A 21,774-nucleotide genomic window follows, 5' to 3' on the forward strand; every position below is an offset into this window, starting at 1 on the left:
ATCTCATTTTAATAGTTGGTCAATCTTCTTAACGGCGCTTTCCAGGCGCTCTTCCCTGTTTCCTTTCAGAATAAAATAAGGTTTTTGATGCCGATCCAAAGCATTTTTGAATCTCTGAAACATACCTTCACGATCGTGAGGCTTATCCCTTAGATCATCAGGAATCCAGGGAACATCAATATACGTTAAAAAGTACAGATCGTAGTGGTTGTTTAACGCATGTTTAAGAACTTGGGGTTCGCACCAGCCCTGATAATAGGCTTCGGAATATACTTTTAGTTCGAGGAGATCGGTGTCACAAATAAGAAGTTCACCGGCTTCCCGGGAGAGTCGGTTTTCGGCTTTCATCTGCCCTCGGGCTATTGGCAGAATATCTTCAGGTTCACAAACCCTTTTTTCCCGGTCCCATTTTTCCTGAAGATATTCACGCATGAATTCCTTCACCATGGGAGCGTTGAAATAGGACGCCAGATCTTCAGAAAGAGTGGTCTTTCCGGTAGATTCGGGCCCGAAAATCACAATTTTTATGCAGGACGCAGGTCGTTGCGCAAGTTCCTTTTCCATGCTTTATAACCGTAAATTGCAATAATGGTAAATACCAGGTATTGCAGACTCGTAAAGGTAAGGCCTTTATAGAAATACAAAGGAACCGATATAAGGTCACCAATGATCCAGTATACCCAGTTTTCCAGCTTTCTCCTGGCCATAAGCCACATCCCTACGAAGAAAATAGCAGTGGTAAGAGTATCTACATAAGCCGTCCAGCTATTCCACTTATCAAAATATTCATATACCGCAAATACAAAGAGCAGGGTTGCAATAAATATAAAGACCGACTGATATTTTTCTTTGGTAGTAGTTGATGTAATGGGAGTATAATGGGTGGGATCAACCTTTCGCGTCCATACATACCAGCCATAAATGCTCATTGAAAAATAATAGGCATTTATCATCATGTCGCCCAGCAATTCCCATTGCCATAACAGATATACAAAGATGAGCGTACTCACGATCCCTGTTGGATATACCAGGATATTGTTTTGCTTGGAATACCAAACCGAAAGAAATCCGAAGATCACTGCAATGATCTCGAGAATGATGAATAAAGTTGGGTAACCGGAATACTGATCGAAGAAAAAATCAAAAATCGGCTGCATAGTCGCTCAGATCAGATTTTACGATTTTCACATGAATGAGACCACGATCTATTGCCTCAAACGCATTCTTTATTTCTTCGTTCAAAACCCCCATCACCTCATCGTATTCTCCATATACCTGGGTACTTAAAGGAGTTTCTTTGATTGTAAGCCCGGATTGTCTTAGTTTCTTTATAAAATTTATCACCTTAGGTTCAAAATCATCCTGAAGCGGACTGAGCGTGAGCTCTACTGAAATTTTCATGGAATTCTGTTTTGCCGTTCAAAGGTAGCTAAAACTGAATGGAAATTGAGAACTGGATTTTTGGATGGTTGGATTGTTGGCTTGTTGGACTATTGGATGGCTGGAATGTTGTATCACTGGATTTTTCCCGCTGGTCGAAATGACTACGTCTGATAATCTCGATTCATCAAAAAAAGTGGACGTACTGAGCCTGTCGAAGTGCGTTTAGCAGATCAACTTAAATCTACTCCAGGGAATGAATCCCGATCATATTTCCTTCAGAATCCCGTGCCAGGGTAATAAACCCATATTCTCCTATAGAAGTTTTGGATCTTACCAGGGTACCACCTGCATCAGCTATCCTGGCCTCCTCAACACTACAATCAGGACTTGCAAAGTAAACTATGGTACTGTTCCCTCCTGCCTTTACACCCGGAACCTGGACGAGTGAACCGGAAGCCTTGTTTTTGGACTCCATATCACCAGGAAATGCCCACATTTTCAAGGAGTTTTCGGTTGGGTTAGACAATTGAGAAAGCTCCATCTGAAAGACTTTTTCATAAAAAGATTTTGCGCGGTCCATATCATCTACATAGATCTCGAACCATATTACGGGGTTGTCGTTTTTCATAACAATATAATTAACATATTAAGAAAGGTTAATTTAAGATTTTTAAATGATATAAATAACTGTAAATTAGAGCTTAACGATAATTTATACGTTAGAAAGATGACTCACTAGCCACAATCTATGAGGTAAAGCTTTTCTTTTCTAAGTCTGAACCCATTACTACAGAAATATTTTATCAAGGAAGATTTAATTCTGGAATGATCCATTTTCAAAAGCGGTTCCTATCACCACCAGATCGGCACCTGCTTCATAGGTTTTCTGAAGTTGCTGCTCGCTGCGGATTCCTCCACCCACAATAAGGGGTATATCCAGGGCTTCTTTCACCGCTCTTATAATCTCTTCCGAAACAGGAATTTCAGCCCCGCTTCCGGCTTCAAGATAAATAAGTTTTTTTCCGGAATACTGTCCGGCCAGGGCGGTATTGACAATATTCTCAATTTCGTGTTGTGGTAAGGGAAAAGTATTGCTCACTTTATGAACCGTGCATTTCTTCCCTCCATCTATCAGGATATAACCAGTAGGAATGATCTCGAGTCGGGTGTTTTTTATCTTCTTTACAGAACGAACCTGCTGTTCTATCAAATATTCCGGATTCCTGCCCGAAATAAGGCTTAAAAAAAGAAGTGAGTCGGCATGGGCTGAGATCTGGCTATGATCTCCCGGAAAAAGTATCAACGGAAGCTTGGATAAATTCTTCAGCCTTTTTACAACCTCACAGGTGCGCCCCTCTGCAACAGTACTTCCACCTATAAAAATATGAGTGGTTTCCTCAGGCAAATTACTCAGGAATATCGCTGCCTTGCTTTCATCAAATTTATCAGGATCCACAAGTACTGCCAGAAGCTTTTTATTCTCTTTAGCAGCGCTGAGGATCTCTGCGAAACACTCCTTAGTATCGGTTACCATGATTCATTATTATTCCCTGAAGGCAAGGCATACACACAGGTGAAATTCTCAAATTCAAGGAATTCCACATCGAACCAGGAATCAATTCCGTTATATCTCACATGAGTGGTGGTTTTGGAATCATCAAAATCGAAATCGGTCACATTTATATGTTGCAGAAAGCCGATTCCCGGTTGTGCCAGGAGCTTATAAACAGATTCCTTTGCTCCCCAGACAATGGTAAGTTTTCGAATAAGTGCCTCCTCATTCGCAAGAGTATGATATTCGTCTAAAGGAGTAAATTTATTAGCAATCTTAAGTATTTTTTCCCGCTGCTTTTCAATATCTATCCCAACATGATCTTCGCTGACGATAATAGCAGTAAAATTGAAGGAATGGGTGATTGAAATATATTTGTTATCCACCAGATGAGGCTTACCCAGATCGTCATAATAAAGATCTTCGTCCACATAGCCTGCTTCGGCCATTAAGTGTCTTATGCTCATAAAACCCCGGCGATGGATCTCAGATTTCATTCCGTCTACACGTCTCTGGCAGTGTGGAGTAAGCCTTATCCCCTCGGCGAGCCATTCGTAAGGTTCTTCCACCTTCCAAATGAAGGCTTTAGTATGCTTGTTTACTGTTATTGTTTTGTAAAGAGGCATAAATTTTATAAGAGTTTCCGTATTTTTGCAGCGATTAAATGCTAATATTCAAATATAATAATATGTCGACTAAAACAGTGCCTTATACCAAGTATAAAGTAAAAGATATTTCCCTGGCTGAATGGGGACGAAGAGAGATCGAACTCGCGGAAGCCGAAATGCCGGGACTTATGGCACTTCGTGAAGAATACGGAAAGCAAAAACCTCTGAAAGGAGCCAGAATTGCCGGATGTTTACATATGACCATTCAAACCGCAGTTCTTATCGAAACCCTTGTGGAGCTTGGTGCTGAAGTTACCTGGAGTTCATGTAATATCTTTTCTACCCAGGATCATGCTGCTGCCGCGATCGCCGCTGCTGGAATTTCAGTTTATGCATGGAAAGGAATGACCGAAGAGGAATTCAACTGGTGTATAGAGCAAACGCTTTTCTTTGGGGAAGAGCGCAAACCTCTTAATATGATCCTTGACGATGGTGGAGACCTTACCAATATGGTGCTTGATGAATATCCTGAACTTGGCAAGGACATCAAAGGACTTTCAGAAGAGACTACCACAGGAGTTCACAGACTTTATGAGCGTATGAGAAAAGGAACACTTCCTATGCCCGCGATCAACGTGAACGACTCTGTTACCAAGTCGAAATTTGACAATAAATACGGATGCCGCGAAAGCTCTGTAGATGCTATTCGCCGTGCCACCGATGTAATGATAGCCGGAAAGCGTGTAGTTGTTTGTGGCTATGGGGATGTTGGTAAGGGTACCGCTGCTTCCTTCAGAGGAGCAGGTGCAATTGTTACTGTTACCGAGATAGATCCTATTTGTGCACTTCAAGCTGCAATGGATGGCTATGAGGTAAAGAAACTGGAGACCGTTCTTCCTAAAGCCGATATCGTAGTTACCGCGACAGGTAATAAAGATATAGTTACGGGAACCCATTTTGAAGCGATGAAAGACAAGACCATCGTTTGTAATATTGGGCATTTTGACAACGAGATCGATGTTGCCTGGCTGAAGCAAAACCATGGCGATACTAAAGTGGAGATCAAACCACAGGTAGACAAGTATACCGTAAACGGAAAAGACATCATCCTGCTTGCAGAAGGAAGACTTGTGAACCTTGGATGTGCAACCGGTCACCCTAGTTTTGTGATGAGTAACTCATTCACCAACCAGACCCTGGCACAAATCGAACTTTGGAATAATACTGACAAGTACGAGAACAAGGTTTATATGCTACCAAAACATTTAGATGAAAAAGTGGCGAAACTACACCTTGAAAGAATTGGTGTGGAACTTACCGAACTTAAACAGGACCAGGCCGAGTATATTGGTGTTGAAGTTAAAGGGCCATTCAAGCCTGAATACTACAGATATTAAAAACTGGTTTAGAAGTAGTACTTTTAAATCTTAAGAATTAAGCCCTCGCCAACCGCGAGGGCTTTTTATTTTAAATCTTAGTATCTTAGGTAGCCTTAAAATAAACATTATGTCTAAAAGAATATTAGCTGTGGTCTTATTCAGCTTCCTTGTCTTAACCGGATGCAAAGACGATAGTAAAAATGCTTCTGCCGAAAATGAGAAAAATGCCGTAAGCGCAAAGTTCGATACCATACTTCATAATTATTATGAAGACGGCTTACGCCTTAACCCAATAGCCGCCACCACTTCAGGCGATATGAGGTATAATGATAAGTTCCCGGACTTTCTTTCGGATGAATACGAGGATAGTCTGAGAAATTACTATACCACTTACCGCGATCTGGCTTCACAGATTGCCGATGAAGACCTTAGTGAAAGTGAAAGAATGAGCAAAGACATTCTTCTGTGGGAATGTGAGATCAATCTCGAATCCATGCAATTCGAGAAGGATAAATATATGCCCATAGACCAGATGTGGAGTGTTAACCTTTTTATGGGGCAGCTAGCCAGTGGGGCCAGTGCTCAGCCATTTAAAACCGTAGAGGATTATGAGAACTGGCTAAAAAGAGTGGATGGTTTTATTACATGGATGGAGTCCGCCGAGGAAAATATGAGAGAAGGAATGCAGCAGGGTTATGTACTTCCAGCATCCCTTATAAGAAAGGTAATTCCTCAAATGGAATCTATGACCACTGAAGATGTTGAAAATCATCTTTTTTACGGACCATTGGACAGGCTTCCTGAAGACTTTTCAGAAGAAGAAAAAGAAAGGATTACTTCAGAATACAAAACAATGATTACCGAAAAGGTGATCCCGGCCTATAAGAGGATGCATGCTTTTATGAAAGACGAATATCTTCCTCAGGGAAGAAAAACCAGCGGAATTGCTGATATTCCGGAAGGTGAAGAATATTACAGGCATCAGATAAAACGATACACCACTACCGATATGACTGCTGAAGAAATTCATCAGCTAGGCCTTAGCGAAGTGGAAAGAATCTCAAGCGAGATGGAAAAAGTAAAGCAGGAAGTAGGTTATAAAGGTGACCTTAAATCTTTCTTCAATTATGTTAGAGAGAACAAAGAACTGATGCCTTATGATTCTCCGGAAGAAGTGATCGCGCATTTTGAAGAGATCCATGAACGAATGAAACCAAATATAGATAAGCTTTTCAAGCTAACTCCAAAAACTCCTTTTGAAGTAAGGAGAACTGAAGAGTTCAGGGAAGAGTCATCAAGCGCCGAATACAACCAGGGCTCTCTGGATGGCACGAGACCTGGGATCTTTTATGTGCCTATCCCTGATGCTTCTGCCTATAACATCTATAGCGATGAATCCCTGTTCCTTCACGAGGCCATCCCGGGACATCATTACCAGATATCGTTGACCCAGGAAAATGAGGACCTGCCAGACTTCAGAAAGACCCTTTGGTATAGTGGTTATGGGGAAGGCTGGGCCCTGTATGCGGAATCGCTTGGAAAGGAACTAGGCCTTTATACCGATCCCTACCAGTATTTCGGAATGCTGGGAGCTGAAATGCACAGGGCTGTAAGGCTCGTGGTAGACACCGGTCTTCACAGTAAGGGCTGGACACGGGAAGAAGCCATTCAGTATTCACTGGATAACGAAGCAGAACCAAAGGCAAGCATTATCTCAGAGATCGAAAGATATATGGCCAATCCCGGCCAGGCGCTTTCATATAAGATAGGTCAGTTAAAGATCCGTGAATTAAGAGACAGAGCTAAAAAAGAGCTTGGAGATAAGTTCGATATACGGGAATACCATAAACAGGTGCTGGAGACAGGCTGTGTCCCACTTCAGTTGCTCGAAGACAAGATCAACCGATGGATAGATGAGCAAAAGTCCTGAAAACACCATAAGAGCCCTTACATAAGGGCTTTTATTTTTATAATCATATTTGAGTATAACGAGATAAGAAGATTTAAATTTCCGGTCTGAAATTAATTATAGCATCATTTTTTCTAATCTCCAGAATATAAGTCAATCCTGATTTCTGGTTTAAATCATTAACAGATTCTCAACATATTATTTAAATTCATCTTAATTTTTCATTCATTTAACTATTTATCAGTAATTTAGGGTATAAATTTAAAATAATCAACCTATGAAATTTCTAAAGTTAATTCCCTTATTTGCGCTAATGTGTTTTATAGGATGTGACAATCCTAACAAGGAAGACGCAGACGATATGGAAGAAATGGAGGTCCGTGATCCTTCGGAAACAAATAAAGAATGGATGGATGCCTGGAACGCTAACGATCCTGATAAGCTCCAGAGCCTTACCGCAGAGAACGCGGTGCTTTATTTGGATGGAGAAGCATACCCTACAGACAGTATTAATCCATGGTATAATAATAATGCTCCTATGATGAGGGATCTTAAAACGTCTCCGGAGCTTAAATACTCCAGTGATAGCATCGCCTATGAAGCCGGAACCTATCGTCATATGGTGAAGGAAGACAGCCTTAACACTCCTCATGAAGGAACCTATACGGTAATCTGGGAGCGTGATGAGGATGACTGGAAGGTAAGATTTATGAATATCACAGAAAAGCATACCGATACGACGGCCACTGAAAATGAATAAGTAGAACAGAATATTAAGCAAGAAAAAACCCTTTCTAGTTTTAGAAAGGGTTTTTTAATGAATTTAGGATCTGACTTAATTAAGTGATAACTGGAAGTTCTTCATCATTTTGTAGATACACTTGAAAACGAATTTCCTTTTAGGTTTAAAGGCTTTTTTCTCAAAGCGAAATTTGATGAATTTACTTCCCGGTTGATCATTGGAAAGATTGTAGTTGGTCCCATCCAGAACAAAACGGGTTCGTTCAGAAAAGATGAAATCAGACACATACTTCTTTACCAGTCTGCGTTTTCCCGATGAGCCTTTCATATCTTTTTGGTTTTAGTTAGTGATATAAAAGATACGAAAAATTTGATTTAAGCCATTGCTACTAAAAACTCTATTTAATTTTAAAGCAAAAAAACTTCTTTACTTTGCCAGGTAAGTGCCCATATTTAAAGCTTTTTTTAAATAAAGATATCCTATTAAGCCCCCTTTCAAGACCTAACTAAAAATCTGTGGATTAAAAGATCTATCCAGCCATATTGTAGATACCTACTAGTGAAATCGTATCTACAAGGCCATGTACAAGAATTAATGGCCAGATACGTCGCCCGTTAACAATGTATGCAACGCCAAATATTATCCCGATAATTGTGGTGGTAATTATTCCGCTTACACCCTGGTAGGCATGAATTCCTCCAAAGATTAAAGCACTTATTGCTACGGCCGCATACACAGATAATTTTCCAGCTCCAAAAAGAATTTCCAGAGAATTTATAAAGAAGGCCCTGAATACAAGTTCTTCTAGAAATGCCGCAGTGATCCAGACTGCAATGAGTGCTGAAATTAATTCAGGAAGATTTTGTTTTAAAATATATAAATGAGAAATATTTATTTCTCCCCAAACTTCTTTCACCCATGGGTCTATAAAAGCTGAGTATAGAAGGATAGACAGAAAACATCCTATCCCAACAAGAACAGGCTGCCACCAGTTAGCAGGCTTTGCAAGTCCCAGGTCGCTCCATGACCATTCAAATATCTTCTTATTGAAATATACAACCACAGCCATAAGCATGGAGTTAAGCCAGTACAACCAGTTACCCGGACTGCTTCTGTCAAGCAATTCTCCACTGAAAAAAGTATGGGAAATATAATTCAAGATAAAATATCCTGCCAGAAGAAACATCACACACAGGCCTATAAAATTCTTTTGGTCTGCTGAATACCTTCGTAACCGGGCTGGAAGTTTCGCCTGCATTATTTGTAGTTTATTTAGCTTTCTTTCATATAGAATTCTGAAGTTTTCGAATTTAAAATAAAAATGAGATCATAAAAAGAATGAATTATTAAATTTTTTAATAAAGATGAAATTCAGAGATGGAATGCCAGACAAGCTAATTCCTTATATTTACAAAAAAAGTAATGTCTTTGAAAAAGCTTTTGAAAGAGAAAGGATATCACCGTATTAAATTAACATATACCAGGACTAATCACCTGGAACTGGTTGCAAAGATCAACAATATAGAAGGGAATTTTATACTGGATACCGGGGCCTCAAGTACCTGTGTTGGGCTGGATGCTGTGGAGCATTTTGATCTCCTGCCTGAAGACAGCGACATAAAAGCCGCGGGGGCCGGAGCCACCAACATGCTCACCCAGATCTCCCAGAAGAACAGTATCGAAATAAAAGGCTGGAAAAAGAAGAAGGTAGACCTTGTGCTATTTGATCTTAAACATGTTAACGAGGCACTCGTAAATCATAAGGCCGAAAGAGTACACGGAATCATTGGGGCCGATATCCTTAAAAAAGGAAAAGCTATTATAGACTACAAGAATAAGGCACTCTATCTTAAATAAGGGGAAATTTCCCCGTTGACCCGCCCTGCTTTAATTGATAGATTTGATTGGTTACAATTAATTCATACATCATCAAAAGCAAGCTCCTATCTCAACTCTTCTTTCTGATTCTAGCCATCCTGGTGGTAGGAGCTTTAATTTTGAACGTTGTTCGTTTGTTAGTTTTGTTTTAATTTTGTTAGAAATAAAAAAGGTCCCGCGGCGGGACCTTTTTTATTCATTTATTATTCTGACCTCTCTATAATTCAAGAGCTCTTTTCACATCATTATCCATCAGTAATTCTTCAGGATTTTCAAGGGCTTCCTTAACGGCAACAAGGAATCCTACAGATTCTCTACCGTCAATGATCCTGTGATCGTAAGAAAGAGCTACATACATTATTGGCCTTATCTCCACATGACCATCAATAGCTACCGGTCTCTCCACGATATTATGCATTCCAAGAATGGCACTCTGCGGTGGATTGATTATTGGTGTTGAAAGCATCGACCCAAATACACCTCCATTTGTAATGGTAAATGTACCCCCTGTCATTTCGTCTACGGTTATCTGTCCGTCACGAGCTCTAAGGGCAAGTCGTTTTACCTCATCCTCTACTCCACGGAAACTAAGGTTCTCTGCATTTCTTATCACGGGTACTGTAAGACCTTTAGGTCCTGAAACCGCGATACTGATATCCTTATAATCAAAGCTAATCACTTCTTTCCCGTCTATCATCGAGTTCACCGCAGGGAATTCCTCCAGTGCACGCACACAGGCAAGGGTAAAGAAAGACATGAATCCGAGGCTAACACCGTGTTTTTCCTTGAATTCTTCCTTATATTTTTTACGCAAGGCGAAGATCGGCGACATATCCACTTCATTAAAAGTAGTAAGCATCGCGGTATCGTTCTTTGCACTTACCAGTCTTTCAGATAGCTTACGGCGGAACATAGACATTTTCTTACGTGATTCACCACGTTTTCCTGTTCCCGGAGTTCCCATAGAAGCTTTGGCTTCAACAGCATCTTCTTTGGTGATACGGCCGTCTTTACCCGAACCTTTCACTTCTTTTGGGTCTATTCCTTTTTCGTCCAGTATTTTCTTGGCTGCTGGAGAAGGACTTCCGGTAGCGTAAGTATCTTGTTTCTGGCTTGGAGTACTGCTTTTTGAAGGAGTCTCGGTCTTAGGCTCGGCTTTATCACTATCCTTTTTATCTTCTTTGGCTTCCTGACGCTCCTTCTCCTCCTGTTCTGCCGGCTTATCCTCTGAATCATCTCCACCTCCCGGTTTTTCGGCTTCGGTATCTATAAGGCATACCACCTCTCCAACTTCTACCACATCACCTTCTTCGGCTTTCAGGGTAATGACCCCACTGGCTTCAGCGGGAAGTTCCAGTGTGGCTTTATCGCTGTCTACCTCGGCAATCGCCTGATCTTTTTCTACATAATCCCCGTCTTCTACCAGCCACTGTGCTATTTCAACTTCAGTGATGGATTCCCCGGGTGAAGGAACTTTCATTTCTAAGGCCATGATTATTCTCGTTTTTATTTTGGTTCCTGAACTTCAGGAAATCGTTGGTTCTTAATTATTTTCTTCTTCGTTTAGATCTTTATCGAAAACGCTGGCGATCACACGCTCATGACGTTTTTTAAATCGCACGGCACTACCGGCGGCGGGTGATCCGTAGAATTTACGGCTGCACACCCTGAAGTTACGGGATTCAGGGAAATGCAATAACAAATGCCCGTATGCTCCCATATTTCTTGGTTCTTCCTGTGCCCATACAACATCGTCTGCATTGCTGTACTTCTCTATCAACTCTTTCATCCTGGTTGTTGGCAGCGGGAATAACTGTTCTACTCTCACGAGCGCCACATCCTCTCTTTCGTTCTCTTCCTTATGCTTCAGCAGGTCATAATAGAATTTACCAGTACAAAATACAAGGCTTTTCACCTTATCTGCGCTTGCATCCTTATCATCTATCACCGGCTGAAAACTACCATTGGCGAACTCTTCTTTTGTAGAGATCACTTTTGGATGACGCAGCAGACTCTTTGGAGTGAAAATGATAAGTGGTTTTCTGAACTTGGCCTTCATTTGCCTTCTAAGAATGTGGAACATATTGGCCGGAGTTGAAATATCGGCCACATACATATTGTCCTTAGCGCAAAGCTGAAGGAAACGTTCCATTCTACCGGACGAATGCTCTGCTCCCTGGCCTTCATAGCCGTGAGGTAGGAACATTACAAGTCCGTTCTGGAGTTTCCATTTATCTTCTGCAGCAGAGATATACTGATCTATCATTATCTGGGCACCATTCACAAAATCACCAAACTGGGCTTCCCAGATAGCCAGCGTGGTTGGGCTCGCCATGGCATAACCATAATCGAAACCTACAACGCCATATTCGGAAAGCGGTGAGTTATAAATGAAAAAATCGCCATCCCTGTCCTCTATATTATTATGAAGAATGATCTCTTCTTCGCTATCTTCTACTTTTACGACCCCGTGACGGTGAGAAAAGGTTCCCCTTTCACTATCCTGACCGCTAATCCTTATGTTATAACCCTCGGTCATCAGGGCACCATAAGCCAGATGCTCGGCCATAGCCCAGTCCAGCTTATTATCTTCAAAATACATTTTCTTTCTTGCGTCTATGAGTTTCTTGATCTTTCTCATAAACTTCTTGTCTTCCGGAAGTTTGGAGACTGCCTCTGCAACCTTGTCAAGCTTTTCAAGAGGAAATGTAGTATCCACTTCTTCCATCATCCTGTCTTCCTGGACATTTTCGAAACCTTCCCACTCATCCTGCATGAACGGGGTTATCCTGGTGGTTTCTTCTTTCCGGGAATCTTCAAGTTTCTCTTCAAGAGCAGCTTTATAGGTCTCTTCGAGATTTTTCAGGTAGGCATCATCTGCGACACCCTCTTTCTTGAGTTTCTCGAAATAGATATCCCGGGCATTCTCATGCTTGGCGATGGCCTTGTATAATTTAGGCTGAGTAAACCTCGGCTCATCTCCTTCATTATGCCCATACTTCCTGTAGCCCAGAAGATCGATGAACACATCCCTTCTGAATTTCATCCTGAAGTCAAGAGCGAAAAGAATCGCGTGCACCACTGCCTCGGCATCATCGGCATTCACATGCAGTACTGGAGAAAGGGTTACTTTTCCTACATCAGTACAATAGGTTGAGCTTCTTGCGTCCAGGTAATTCGTGGTAAAACCAATCTGGTTATTCACCACAATATGTATGGTCCCACCGGTTTGGTAACCTTCCAGCTGGGCCATCTGAATTATTTCATAAACCACACCCTGACCTGCGATAGCCGCGTCTCCATGAACAAGGATGGGTAGTACTTTTGAGTTATCACCTTTATAACGGCGATCCTGTTTTGCACGCGTGATACCTTCAACCACAGAACCCACGGTCTCCAGGTGTGAAGGGTTAGGCGCAATATTGATGTTTATATCTTTTCCGGTATCAGTAGTACGGCAGGAGGTCCATCCAAGGTGGTACTTCACATCTCCATCAAAAATGTCCTGCTCATAGTCCTTACCATCAAATTCACTAAAGATATCCTTGGCACTTTTCCCAAAGATATTGGTAAGCGTATTCAACCTTCCGCGGTGGGCCATTCCCATTACGAAATCTTTCACACCGAGTTCGGCCGCTTTTTCTATCAAAGCATCAAGCGCAGGAATAAGACTTTCCCCACCTTCCAGTGAGAAACGCTTCTGCCCTACATATTTTGTATGAAGGAAGGATTCAAAGGAAACCGCTTCGTTCAGCTTTTTAAGGATCTGCTTTTTTCGGTCCTCATCAAACTCGGGATGATTCTCGTTTATATTCAGCTTGTCCTGTATCCACTGGATCTCTTCGGGCTTTCGAATGTACATATACTCAATCCCAATGGAATCACAGTAAACATTCTCAAGATGCCTTATTATCTCCTTTAACGTAGCAGGCCCTATCCCAAGAACATCACCAGCATTAAAGGTGGTGTTGAGATCACTTTCTTCAAGCCCGAAATTGGAAATATCAAGGGTAGGTGTATATTTTCTTCTTTCCCTTACAGGGTTGGTTTTGGTAAATAAATGCCCTCGTGTACGGTATCCATCTATAAGACGAATTACCTGGAACTCTTTAATAACATGTGCCGGTATCTCTCCTTCAGAAAATTCAACAGGTGCCTCCGCCAATACTTCATCTGAAACGCCATTTTGTTGCATTCCGAAATCAAATCCTTGAAAAAAAGCCCTCCAACTGGGCTCCACACTATCAGGATGTTTCAAATATTGATCGTAAAGTTCTGCGAAATATGCAGTATGAGCAGCATTTAGAAATGAAAATCTATCCATAAAATTGAAACAAATGTTTCTTTTGTTTTAAAAACATAGCAAAAATACAATTTTTAAAAAAAACAGCTTGCAGGCTTTATGATAATTATCTATCGGATTATAGGAATTTTAACAATGACAAAAAAAGGCTCTTTTAATGTCAATTATATTAAAAAATTAAGGCTAAACTGAAGAAAATCAAACCTGTCGCTCCATAAGCATCTGCCCGAATTTGCGCAATGGGTCTTTTTTGGCTTCCGGCAATTCTATTTTATCCAATATCCTGAAAGCCTTATCGGTATAATTTTCAATCTCCTTTCGGGTGAGTTCTGCAGCACCGCTACTTTCAAAAAGAGCCTTTACAGCTTCTATCTTTCCGGAGTTCTCTGCAGGGCTTATGGAATACAGGTGTTCCAGTTGTAAAGCCTCGCTCCTGCCGGCCAGCTCTACGGTTTTCAGGTATAAAAATGTCTTTTTATTCTCGATAATATCTCCCCCGGCCTGTTTTCCAAAAGTCTCGGGATCACCAAATGCATCCAGGTAATCATCCTGTAGCTGGAACGCGATCCCAAGTAACCTTCCATACTGATAGATAGCTTCCTTGCATTCCTTAGAAGTACCGGCCACAATAGCTCCCATTTGCAGTGAGGCACCCACCAGGACAGCCGTTTTATACTCGATCATTAAAAGGTAATCACTAATACTCACATTGTCCCGGGTCTCAAAATCTATGTCGTATTGCTGACCTTCGCATACCTGTATCGCGGTCTTGGTAAAAAGCGTGGAAAGTTCTTTAAAAGTATCGCCCTCGTAACTTTCAAAAAGCTGATAGGCATTAATCAGCATCGCATCACCAGACAGGATGCCTGTATTTATATCCCATTTTTCATGGACGGTTTGCTTTCCTCTTCTTATAGGAGCATCATCCATAATATCATCATGCACCAGCGAAAAATTATGAAAGATCTCAATTGCCAGGGCCGCATCCAAAGCCTTTTTATAGTCACAATCAAAGATCTCGGTCGCCATTAGAACCAGTACAGGCCTCAATCGTTTCCCTCCCTGTTCAAGAATATAAACCATAGGCTCATATAAATTGGCAGGCTCTTTCACCCTTATTTTCTCGTGTAAATATTCTATTACAGCTTCTCTATACTGGGAAATCGATAGCATGAGGTCAAAAATTTTCCGCTAAAATACCATAATTGAAAGTTTTTCAAATTTTAAGCAAGTGTTAAATAAATTTAAACTCTGGAAACTTTTTTTGTTTTTAAAGTTTCCTCAGATTAAATTTGCACCAAAATTTAGGACAATTGGAAGAGAAAATTTTAAACACGGCTGCAGAGATGTTCCTGGATTATGGTTTTAAAAGCGTTACCATGGACGACATTGCCGAGAGATTAGGCATGTCTAAAAAAACCATTTATAACCATTACCCTACTAAAACTAAACTGGTTCATGCCGCAGCAACTCATATTTTCCAGACTATTCAGAAAGGAATAAATGAGATAAGGTCTATTGAAAATGACCCGCTGGAAGAGAACTTTGAGATCAAAAGATTTGTAATGCATCGGCTTAAGGATGAAAAATCCTCGCCGCAATATCAGCTTCAGAAGTATTATCCGAAGATCTATGAAGAACTAACATCAAAGCAGTTTCACCTCATGGAAACCTGTGTAAGGGAAAACCTGGAAAGAGGGATAAAGATCGGCTGCTATCGTAAGGATATTCCTGTAGATTTTATCAGCAAAATATACTTTAAAGCAATGCAGAACATAAAGGATCCGGATCTGTTCCCGCCCGAAGACTATTCAAAGCTCTATCTCATGGAGCAACTTATGGAATACCATTTAAGAGCTATTTGCACCGAAAAAGGAATTCAAAAACTTGAAGAACTAATAATCAATCATGAATAAAACAAACAGTACCATTCTGATCCTTTTACTTGGTTACCTCACCACATTCGCTCAGGTAAATGACAGTTTGAAAACATATTCTTTCTCCCTTCAGGAAGCCATTGAGTTCGGGATCGAAAATAATTACCGTTCACAGATAGCGCAAAAGGATGTTGATATCGCCCTTCAGCAAAAATGGGAAATCATTGCGCAGGGTTTGCCACAGATCAATGGAAGTGTGGACTATCAGAACTATCTGAAACAACCTGTCACTCTTTTACCTGCCGCTGCTTTTGACAATACCCAGAGCACCATAGATATTGTACAGGATTATTTTGAAAATGTACAGCGTAACGATGTACCGGTAGACTCACCGGAAGGTTTTATCCCGGTGCGATTCGGAACCAGACAAAGCATGAATGCCACTGCGACCTGGAACCAGCTTATTTTTGACGGTTCTTATATCGTAGGTATTCAATCGGTAAAGACCCTGCTTCAGATCTCCAAGAACGCCAAGACCAAGACCGATCTGGAGATTAAGAAAGCAATCATAAATGCCTACGGAAATGTTCTCCTTGCCGAAGAAAGCGTGGAAATATTTGAGAAGAACGTGAACACACTTCAAAAGAATTATGACGATACTAAAAAGATCTACGAAAACGGACTAACAGAGCAGGAAGCTGTTGAACAGCTGGAGATCACTTTACTCGGACTGAAAACTGACCTGAGCCGGAGTAAAAGAATGCGTGACATCGCTTATGAAATGCTGAATCTAAGCCTGGGAATCCCAGTAGAAGATAAAGTGATTCTTACCAACGACCTGGATGAACTGGCTATGAAGTATTACGACCTCTCCCTTTTACAGGATGAAATCCCGGTAGAAGAAAATATCGATTATCGAATCGCAAAGAATTCGGCAGAATCTGCCGAGATCCAGGTGAAACTCCAGAAAGCAAAGGCACTACCCACACTTACGGGGTTTGTAAACTACGGTTACCAGGGATACAGCGACAAGTTCACCTTTCTTAATAGTGAGCAGGAATACTTTGGACAATCTATTCTGGGCGTAAGCCTTAACATCCCCATTTTCAGTAGCGGGATGAGAAGTTCCAGAACCAAACAGAGAGAAATTGAATACGAACAGGCCATGCTCGACCTGGAACAGACCGAAAACGAAGTGAAACGCCAGATAAATATGGCAAAAAGTGAATACGAATTCAATCTTGAGAATTATCAGAATGCCATTAGGAATCTTGACCTGGCCGAAAGGATAGAAAACAAAAACCAGGTGAAGTTCTTTGAAGGCATCGCCAGCAGTTTTGAGCTTAGCGAAGCACAGCGACAGCTGTATTCTGCCCAGCAAAACTATCTCCGGTCCATGCTGGACGTGATCACTGCCAAGGTGGAACTTGAAAATCTACTAGATACCAGAACATATAACGATGAAAACTAAACATTCCTTCCATACAATGAAAAAATTTATTCTGCTAACAGCAATCTTAGGTCTTGTTGCCTGTGGAGATAATAAAGAAACATCTGTAGAAGATGTTATTGCGACCCAGGATCTAAGTGAAATAAGAGCTAAAAAGTCCGAACTGAGCAATCAGCAAAGCGATCTTTCAAAAAAGATCGATCAATTGGACGAGGCCATTAAGAAACTGGACAAAAACAGAAATTTCGCACTTGTAAGTATTGACACTCTGAACCAACAGAATTTTAAACATTATGCAGAGGTCCAGGGAAATGTCGCGACCGATGAGAATATTATTATCTATCCTGAATATTCAGGAATTCTTACCAGTGTCAAGGTGAATGAGGGAGACAGAGTCTCAAGAGGACAGGTACTGGCAACCATCGATGATGGCGGATTAAAAAATCAGCTCGCGCAACTTGAGGCCCAGGCCCGTCTGGCCAAAACAACCTACGAGCGTCAGGAACGGCTTTGGGAACAAAATATCGGTTCGGAGATCCAGTACCTGGAAGCCAAAACTAATTATGAGGCGCTTGAAAGTTCTGTAAACCGACTTAAATCCCAGCTTTCAAAAACAGTGGTTAGAGCACCTTTCAGCGGAGTGATAGATGACGTGATAAGTGAACAGGGAGAAGTAGTAAACCCTGGACAGAATCAGCTTTTCAGATTGATTAGCCTGGATAAAATGTATGTGGAAGCTGATGTTCCTGAAAATTATCTAAATAAGATTCAGAAGGGAACCGATGTAAAAGTGCAGATCTCATCTGTTGGAAAGGAATTCGAAGGAAAGGTGAGCCAGGTAGGAAATAACATAAATCCTAACAACAGGACCTTCCGTATAGAAGTTTCGGTTCCTAACGAAAAAGGAATGATAATACCTAACCAGATCGCGACCATAAAACTGAATGATTACACCTCAGATACTGCCATGGTGGTACCTGAAAGCAGCATTCAGAAAAATGCCCTGGGAGAAAGCCTGGTTTATCTTTATCAACCTAATGGTAACTCAAACATAGGAACTGCAAAAAAAGCTGTTATTGAAGTGGGCTATACCTACAATGATTCTATAGAGGTGAAAAGCGGGCTTAACAGTGGAGATATTCTAATAACCGAAGGATCGAAGAATCTTAGAGACGGTCAGGAAGTAAGAACAAGAAAATCTGGGGAGAATGAATAAGATAGACAGAGAATTTAAACTTTCGTCCTGGGCCATTGACAATAAAATGACGGTCTACGTCATCATTGCCATACTGCTTATTGGGGGATTGCTTTCCTACTACAGTATGCCGCGGGAATCCTTTCCGGAAATAATCGAGACCAAGATCTATGTAAGCTCGATCAACCCCGGAAACTCGGCCGAAGATGTTGAAAAGTTCATCACTGAACCCCTGGAAGAGGAGTTCAATGATGTTGGAGGGGTTAAGGAGATCTCTTCTACCACTCTTCAGGATTATTCCCTGGTAATAGTGGAATTTGAAGAAGAAGTAAGTGTTGATGTTGCAAAACAGAAGATAAAAGACAAGGTAGATCTTGTGAAAGCTGAAACTACCTGGCCTACCATGGATAACGGAGCAAAAGTGGAGCCCAATGTGTTCGACCTTAACCTTTCGGAAGAGCAGCCTATTTTGAACATCAACCTTACAGGGGATTATACGGTACAGCAGCTTAAGGATTACGCCGAATATCTCCAGGAAAAGATTGAACTGCTTCCGGAGATCAAGGAAGCGAGCATTAGGGGTGCTGAAGACATGGAGGTTGAAATAGCCGTTGACGTATACAAAATGACAGCTTCCATGGTAAGTTTTAATGATATTGTGAGTGCGGTTAGTTCAGAGAACCGCACCATCTCGGGAGGTAATATCATCACCAGTGGAACCCAGAAGAACATAAGGATCATTGGTGAAATAGAGGATCCTGAGGAGCTGGAAAACGTCGTGGTAAAGCAGGATGGCGGGAATATCTTTCTCAAGGATATCGCCGAGATCAGGTTCAGAGAGAAAGACCCAACCACTTATGCCAGGGAATATGGCGAACCTGTAGTGATGCTTGATATTAAAAAGCGTAGCGGAAAGAATATGATCGAGGCTGTAGATGAGATCAAGAACATCATCTCGACAGAGCAGGAAGAATATCTTCCCGACTCCCTACACATAAGCCTTACCAACGATCTTTCAACCGATACACGTAACCAGGTAAACGACCTTGTAAACAACATTATTTTCGGGGTCATACTCGTGGTCCTGGTACTTATGTTTTTCCTTGGTTTCCGTAACTCACTTTTCGTGGGGCTTGCGATCCCGTTATCGATGTTCTTATCATATATCATCCTTTCCAGCCTTGGATATACTTTAAATACCATGGTTCTGTTTGCTCTTGTAATGGGACTGGGGATGCTGGTAGACAATGGGATCGTAGTAGTTGAGAATGTTTACAGCCTCATGGACGAAGGAATGCCAAGACTAAAAGCGGCCAAGCAAGGTCTTGGAGAGATCGCCTGGCCAATTATCGCTTCTACGGCGACCACCCTTATGGCATTCTTCCCGCTTGGACTGTGGCCGGGTACTATCGGAAAATTCATGGTGATCTTTCCAATTACCCTTTCCATTGTACTGGGCTCCTCGCTTTTTGTAGCATTGATAATCAACTCGATGCTTACCTCCCAGTTCATGAAGACTGAAGAGGGTAAAATTTCAAAAAAGAGACTTATAAGACTCAGTATTATCATAGGCGGGATCGGATTTATCCTGCTTACTGCCGGATATATGTTGCCTTTAGGAGTACTTAGAGCACTGGGTAATTTATTCCTTCTGGCGGTACTGCTTTTATGGTTCTATAAATACGCATTATCAAAAGCAGTGGATTATTTTCAGTTTAAAGCATTAAAGAAACTGGAAGCCGGCTATGAGCGATTTCTGAAATTCGCCCTAAGAGGGAGGAAAGCTTATGTCTTCTTTTTCGGAACTATAGGCTTACTTCTATTCTCATTCATACTTATGGCACTGGTTCAGCCAAACGTGCTTTTCTTTCCCGAGAACCAGCCAAAGCAGGTGATCACCTACATAGAATATCCTGAAGGAACCGATATCAAGAAGACCAACGAGCTAACAAAGAAAGTTGAGAAACAGATATTTGATGTGGTCGAGAAATATGAAGATGAAGACGGTTATAATTTCATGGTAGAATCGGTTATATCACAGGTTGGTGAAGGCGCCGGAAATCCGCAAACCGATGGTGGACAGCAAAATGCCATGCCGCATAAAGGGAAAGTAACCATTGTTATGCGTGAGTTCAAAGAAAGAAGAGGTGTTGAAAGTGCGCAGGTGCTTAGTGAAGTACGGGAAGCGGTGAAACAGTTCCCTGGAGCTTCCATAATTGTTGAAAAAGATGCTGCAGGACCACCTTCTGGCTACCCCGTAAATATTGAATTAAAAGGTGAAGATTATGAGCAAATGCTTGCAGAAGCTGAAAATATCCGCTCTTATATCAATGAACTAAATGTTCCGGGTATTGAAGAACTGAAGATAGACGTGAACAAATCCAAGCCCGAGCTAGATGTCACTGTAGACCGTCGTAAAGCAGGCCAGCTAGGAATTTCCACTTCTCAGATCGGTCAGACCCTGAGACGTGCGATCTATGGAGAGGAGGTTTCAACTTATAAGGATGGAGACGAAGATTATGAAGTGAACGTAAGATTCAAAGATGAATACAGGTACAATGAAAATGTACTTTTTAACCAGCCTATCACATTCAGGGATCAGAATTCAGGTCAGTTAAGGCAGGTGCCTATCTCTTCACTTATAGAGACCGAAGTTGCCTCTTCTTTCAGTTCCATCAAACGTAAGGATCTCAAGAAGGTAATCACGATTTATTCAAACGTTCTTCAGGGGTATAACGGAAACCAGATCGTTGAACAACTGCAAACGGCGCTTAAGAATTATGAACTTCCCGAAAGTATGAACCTGGAATTCACTGGAGAGCAGGAAGAACAACAAAAGAATATGAACTTCCTCATCAAGGCACTACTTATTGCTATTGGCGGGATCATGCTTATCCTGGTTGCGCAGTTCAACTCGATAACAAAACCATTCATTATCTTAATGGCGGTTGTTCTTAGTATGATTGGAGTTTTCCTTGGATTGATTATTTTCCAGATGGACTTTATCATCATAATGACTATGATGGGTATTATCTCGCTAGCCGGAATTGTGGTAAACAATGCCATCGTCCTTATTGACTATACGCAGATCTTAATAGACAGAAAGAAAATCCAATTAGGTCTTGAAAAGGATGATCTACTTACTAGAAAACAGTATTTTGATACGATAGTTGCCGGAGGTAAATCAAGGTTAAGGCCGGTATTACTAACAGCAATCACCACGGTTCTGGGGCTTATCCCTCTTGCCGTGGGCTTGAATATAGATTTCTTCGGCCTTATAACAGATTACGATCCCGGGATCTATATAGGTGGGGATAATGTGATCTTCTGGGGACCTCTTGCATGGACAGTAATCTTCGGACTATTATTTGCTACTTTCCTCACCCTTGTGGTGGTACCCGTAATGTTCTACCTTGTTAACAGAGCTAAAGTGAGGTTCAAGGACAAAAGGACTGAAAGAAAAGAGAAAAAAGAACGAGAACTGGTAAATGCCTAGAA

The 21,774-nt window shown here is 41.3% G+C and carries 19 protein-coding genes; 8 read left to right on the top strand and 11 right to left on the bottom strand.

Annotated elements, in window-relative coordinates; genetic code table 11:
- Positions 1-3 precede the first annotated feature (3 nt).
- The 6 genes from NE848_RS08485 to NE848_RS08510 all read right to left on the bottom strand — a co-directional run bounded on the left by NE848_RS08485 (position 4) and on the right by NE848_RS08510 (position 3,561).
- Positions 4-564: an AAA family ATPase gene (locus NE848_RS08485; RefSeq protein ID WP_252112454.1), complete on the bottom strand. Its 561-nt coding sequence runs from the start codon at positions 562-564 to the stop codon at positions 4-6.
- Positions 525-1,157, bottom strand: a complete 633-nt coding sequence (gene pnuC / locus NE848_RS08490; protein WP_252112456.1) for a nicotinamide riboside transporter PnuC — start codon at positions 1,155-1,157, stop codon at positions 525-527. Before pnuC ends, NE848_RS08485 begins: the two co-directional genes overlap by 40 nt.
- Entirely contained in the window at positions 1,141-1,401 is a 261-nt protein-coding gene (locus NE848_RS08495) for a thiamine-binding protein (RefSeq protein ID WP_252112458.1), read from the bottom strand. Before NE848_RS08495 ends, pnuC begins: the two co-directional genes overlap by 17 nt.
- A 223-nt stretch (positions 1,402-1,624) precedes the next feature.
- Positions 1,625-2,011: a VOC family protein gene (locus NE848_RS08500; RefSeq protein WP_252112460.1), complete on the bottom strand. Its 387-nt coding sequence runs from the start codon at positions 2,009-2,011 to the stop codon at positions 1,625-1,627.
- 186 nt (positions 2,012-2,197) lie between these two features.
- The gene (locus NE848_RS08505) at positions 2,198-2,917 is read right to left on the bottom strand and encodes a phosphoglycerol geranylgeranyltransferase (RefSeq protein WP_252112462.1); all 720 of its coding nucleotides are present in this window, start codon (positions 2,915-2,917) and stop codon (positions 2,198-2,200) included.
- Complete coding sequence (locus NE848_RS08510; RefSeq protein WP_252112464.1) at positions 2,911-3,561, bottom strand: 4'-phosphopantetheinyl transferase family protein; 651 nt, start codon at positions 3,559-3,561, stop codon at positions 2,911-2,913. Before NE848_RS08510 ends, NE848_RS08505 begins: the two co-directional genes overlap by 7 nt.
- 62 nt (positions 3,562-3,623) lie before the next feature.
- On the opposite strand from NE848_RS08510, the gene ahcY reads away from it, so the two are divergent.
- From ahcY to NE848_RS08525, 3 genes are all read left to right on the top strand, one after another.
- Positions 3,624-4,940 carry an adenosylhomocysteinase gene (gene ahcY / locus NE848_RS08515; protein WP_252112466.1) on the top strand — a complete coding sequence of 439 codons (1,317 nt, stop codon included), beginning with the start codon at positions 3,624-3,626 and terminating at the stop codon, positions 4,938-4,940.
- Between the two features lie 109 nt (positions 4,941-5,049).
- On the top strand, positions 5,050-6,852 hold the full coding sequence (locus NE848_RS08520; RefSeq protein ID WP_252112468.1) for a DUF885 domain-containing protein: 1,803 nt from the start codon (positions 5,050-5,052) through the stop codon (positions 6,850-6,852).
- A 256-nt stretch (positions 6,853-7,108) separates the two neighbouring features.
- On the top strand, positions 7,109-7,591 hold the full coding sequence (locus NE848_RS08525) for a YybH family protein (RefSeq protein WP_252112470.1): 483 nt from the start codon (positions 7,109-7,111) through the stop codon (positions 7,589-7,591).
- A 75-nt stretch (positions 7,592-7,666) separates the two neighbouring features.
- Here the strand turns inward: NE848_RS08525 and NE848_RS08530 are convergent, their stop codons facing one another.
- Both NE848_RS08530 and NE848_RS08535 read right to left on the bottom strand, forming a co-directional pair.
- Positions 7,667-7,900, bottom strand: coding sequence for a hypothetical protein (locus NE848_RS08530; protein ID WP_252112472.1), 234 nt, complete (start codon positions 7,898-7,900; stop codon positions 7,667-7,669).
- Between the two features lie 202 nt (positions 7,901-8,102).
- A complete protein-coding gene (locus tag NE848_RS08535) occupies positions 8,103-8,831 on the bottom strand; it encodes a CPBP family intramembrane glutamic endopeptidase (protein ID WP_252112475.1) in 729 nt (242 codons plus the stop codon).
- A gap of 164 nt (positions 8,832-8,995) precedes the next feature.
- On the opposite strand from NE848_RS08535, the gene NE848_RS08540 reads away from it, so the two are divergent.
- Positions 8,996-9,430, top strand: coding sequence for a retropepsin-like aspartic protease (locus NE848_RS08540; RefSeq protein WP_252112477.1), 435 nt, complete (start codon positions 8,996-8,998; stop codon positions 9,428-9,430).
- Between the two features lie 238 nt (positions 9,431-9,668).
- On the opposite strand, the gene odhB is transcribed toward NE848_RS08540, so the two are convergent.
- From odhB to NE848_RS08555, 3 genes are all read right to left on the bottom strand, one after another.
- Positions 9,669-10,943 carry a 2-oxoglutarate dehydrogenase complex dihydrolipoyllysine-residue succinyltransferase gene (gene odhB / locus NE848_RS08545; RefSeq protein ID WP_252112479.1) on the bottom strand — a complete coding sequence of 425 codons (1,275 nt, stop codon included), beginning with the start codon at positions 10,941-10,943 and terminating at the stop codon, positions 9,669-9,671.
- A 51-nt stretch (positions 10,944-10,994) separates the two neighbouring features.
- Entirely contained in the window at positions 10,995-13,775 is a 2,781-nt protein-coding gene (locus tag NE848_RS08550) for a 2-oxoglutarate dehydrogenase E1 component (protein ID WP_252112481.1), read from the bottom strand.
- 177 nt (positions 13,776-13,952) lie between these two features.
- The gene (locus NE848_RS08555; protein WP_252112483.1) at positions 13,953-14,927 is read right to left on the bottom strand and encodes a polyprenyl synthetase family protein; all 975 of its coding nucleotides are present in this window, start codon (positions 14,925-14,927) and stop codon (positions 13,953-13,955) included.
- A 140-nt stretch (positions 14,928-15,067) separates the two neighbouring features.
- Between NE848_RS08555 and NE848_RS08560 the strand changes: the two genes are divergently transcribed.
- From NE848_RS08560 to NE848_RS08575, 4 genes are read left to right on the top strand one after another with little or no spacing between them, the layout of a single operon-like run.
- Positions 15,068-15,670, top strand: a complete 603-nt coding sequence (locus tag NE848_RS08560; protein WP_252112485.1) for a TetR/AcrR family transcriptional regulator — start codon at positions 15,068-15,070, stop codon at positions 15,668-15,670.
- Complete coding sequence (locus tag NE848_RS08565) at positions 15,663-17,102, top strand: TolC family protein (protein WP_252112487.1); 1,440 nt, start codon at positions 15,663-15,665, stop codon at positions 17,100-17,102. The genes NE848_RS08560 and NE848_RS08565 overlap by 8 nt, the downstream gene beginning before the upstream one ends.
- Positions 17,103-17,118: 16 nt before the next feature.
- Entirely contained in the window at positions 17,119-18,297 is a 1,179-nt protein-coding gene (locus tag NE848_RS08570) for an efflux RND transporter periplasmic adaptor subunit (RefSeq protein WP_252112489.1), read from the top strand.
- On the top strand, positions 18,290-21,772 hold the full coding sequence (locus NE848_RS08575) for an efflux RND transporter permease subunit (protein WP_252112491.1): 3,483 nt from the start codon (positions 18,290-18,292) through the stop codon (positions 21,770-21,772). Before NE848_RS08570 ends, NE848_RS08575 begins: the two co-directional genes overlap by 8 nt.
- Positions 21,773-21,774: the final 2 nt, after the last annotated feature.

This window comes from Gramella jeungdoensis (assembly GCF_023805255.1).
Lineage (GTDB): Bacteria > Bacteroidota > Bacteroidia > Flavobacteriales > Flavobacteriaceae > Christiangramia > Christiangramia jeungdoensis.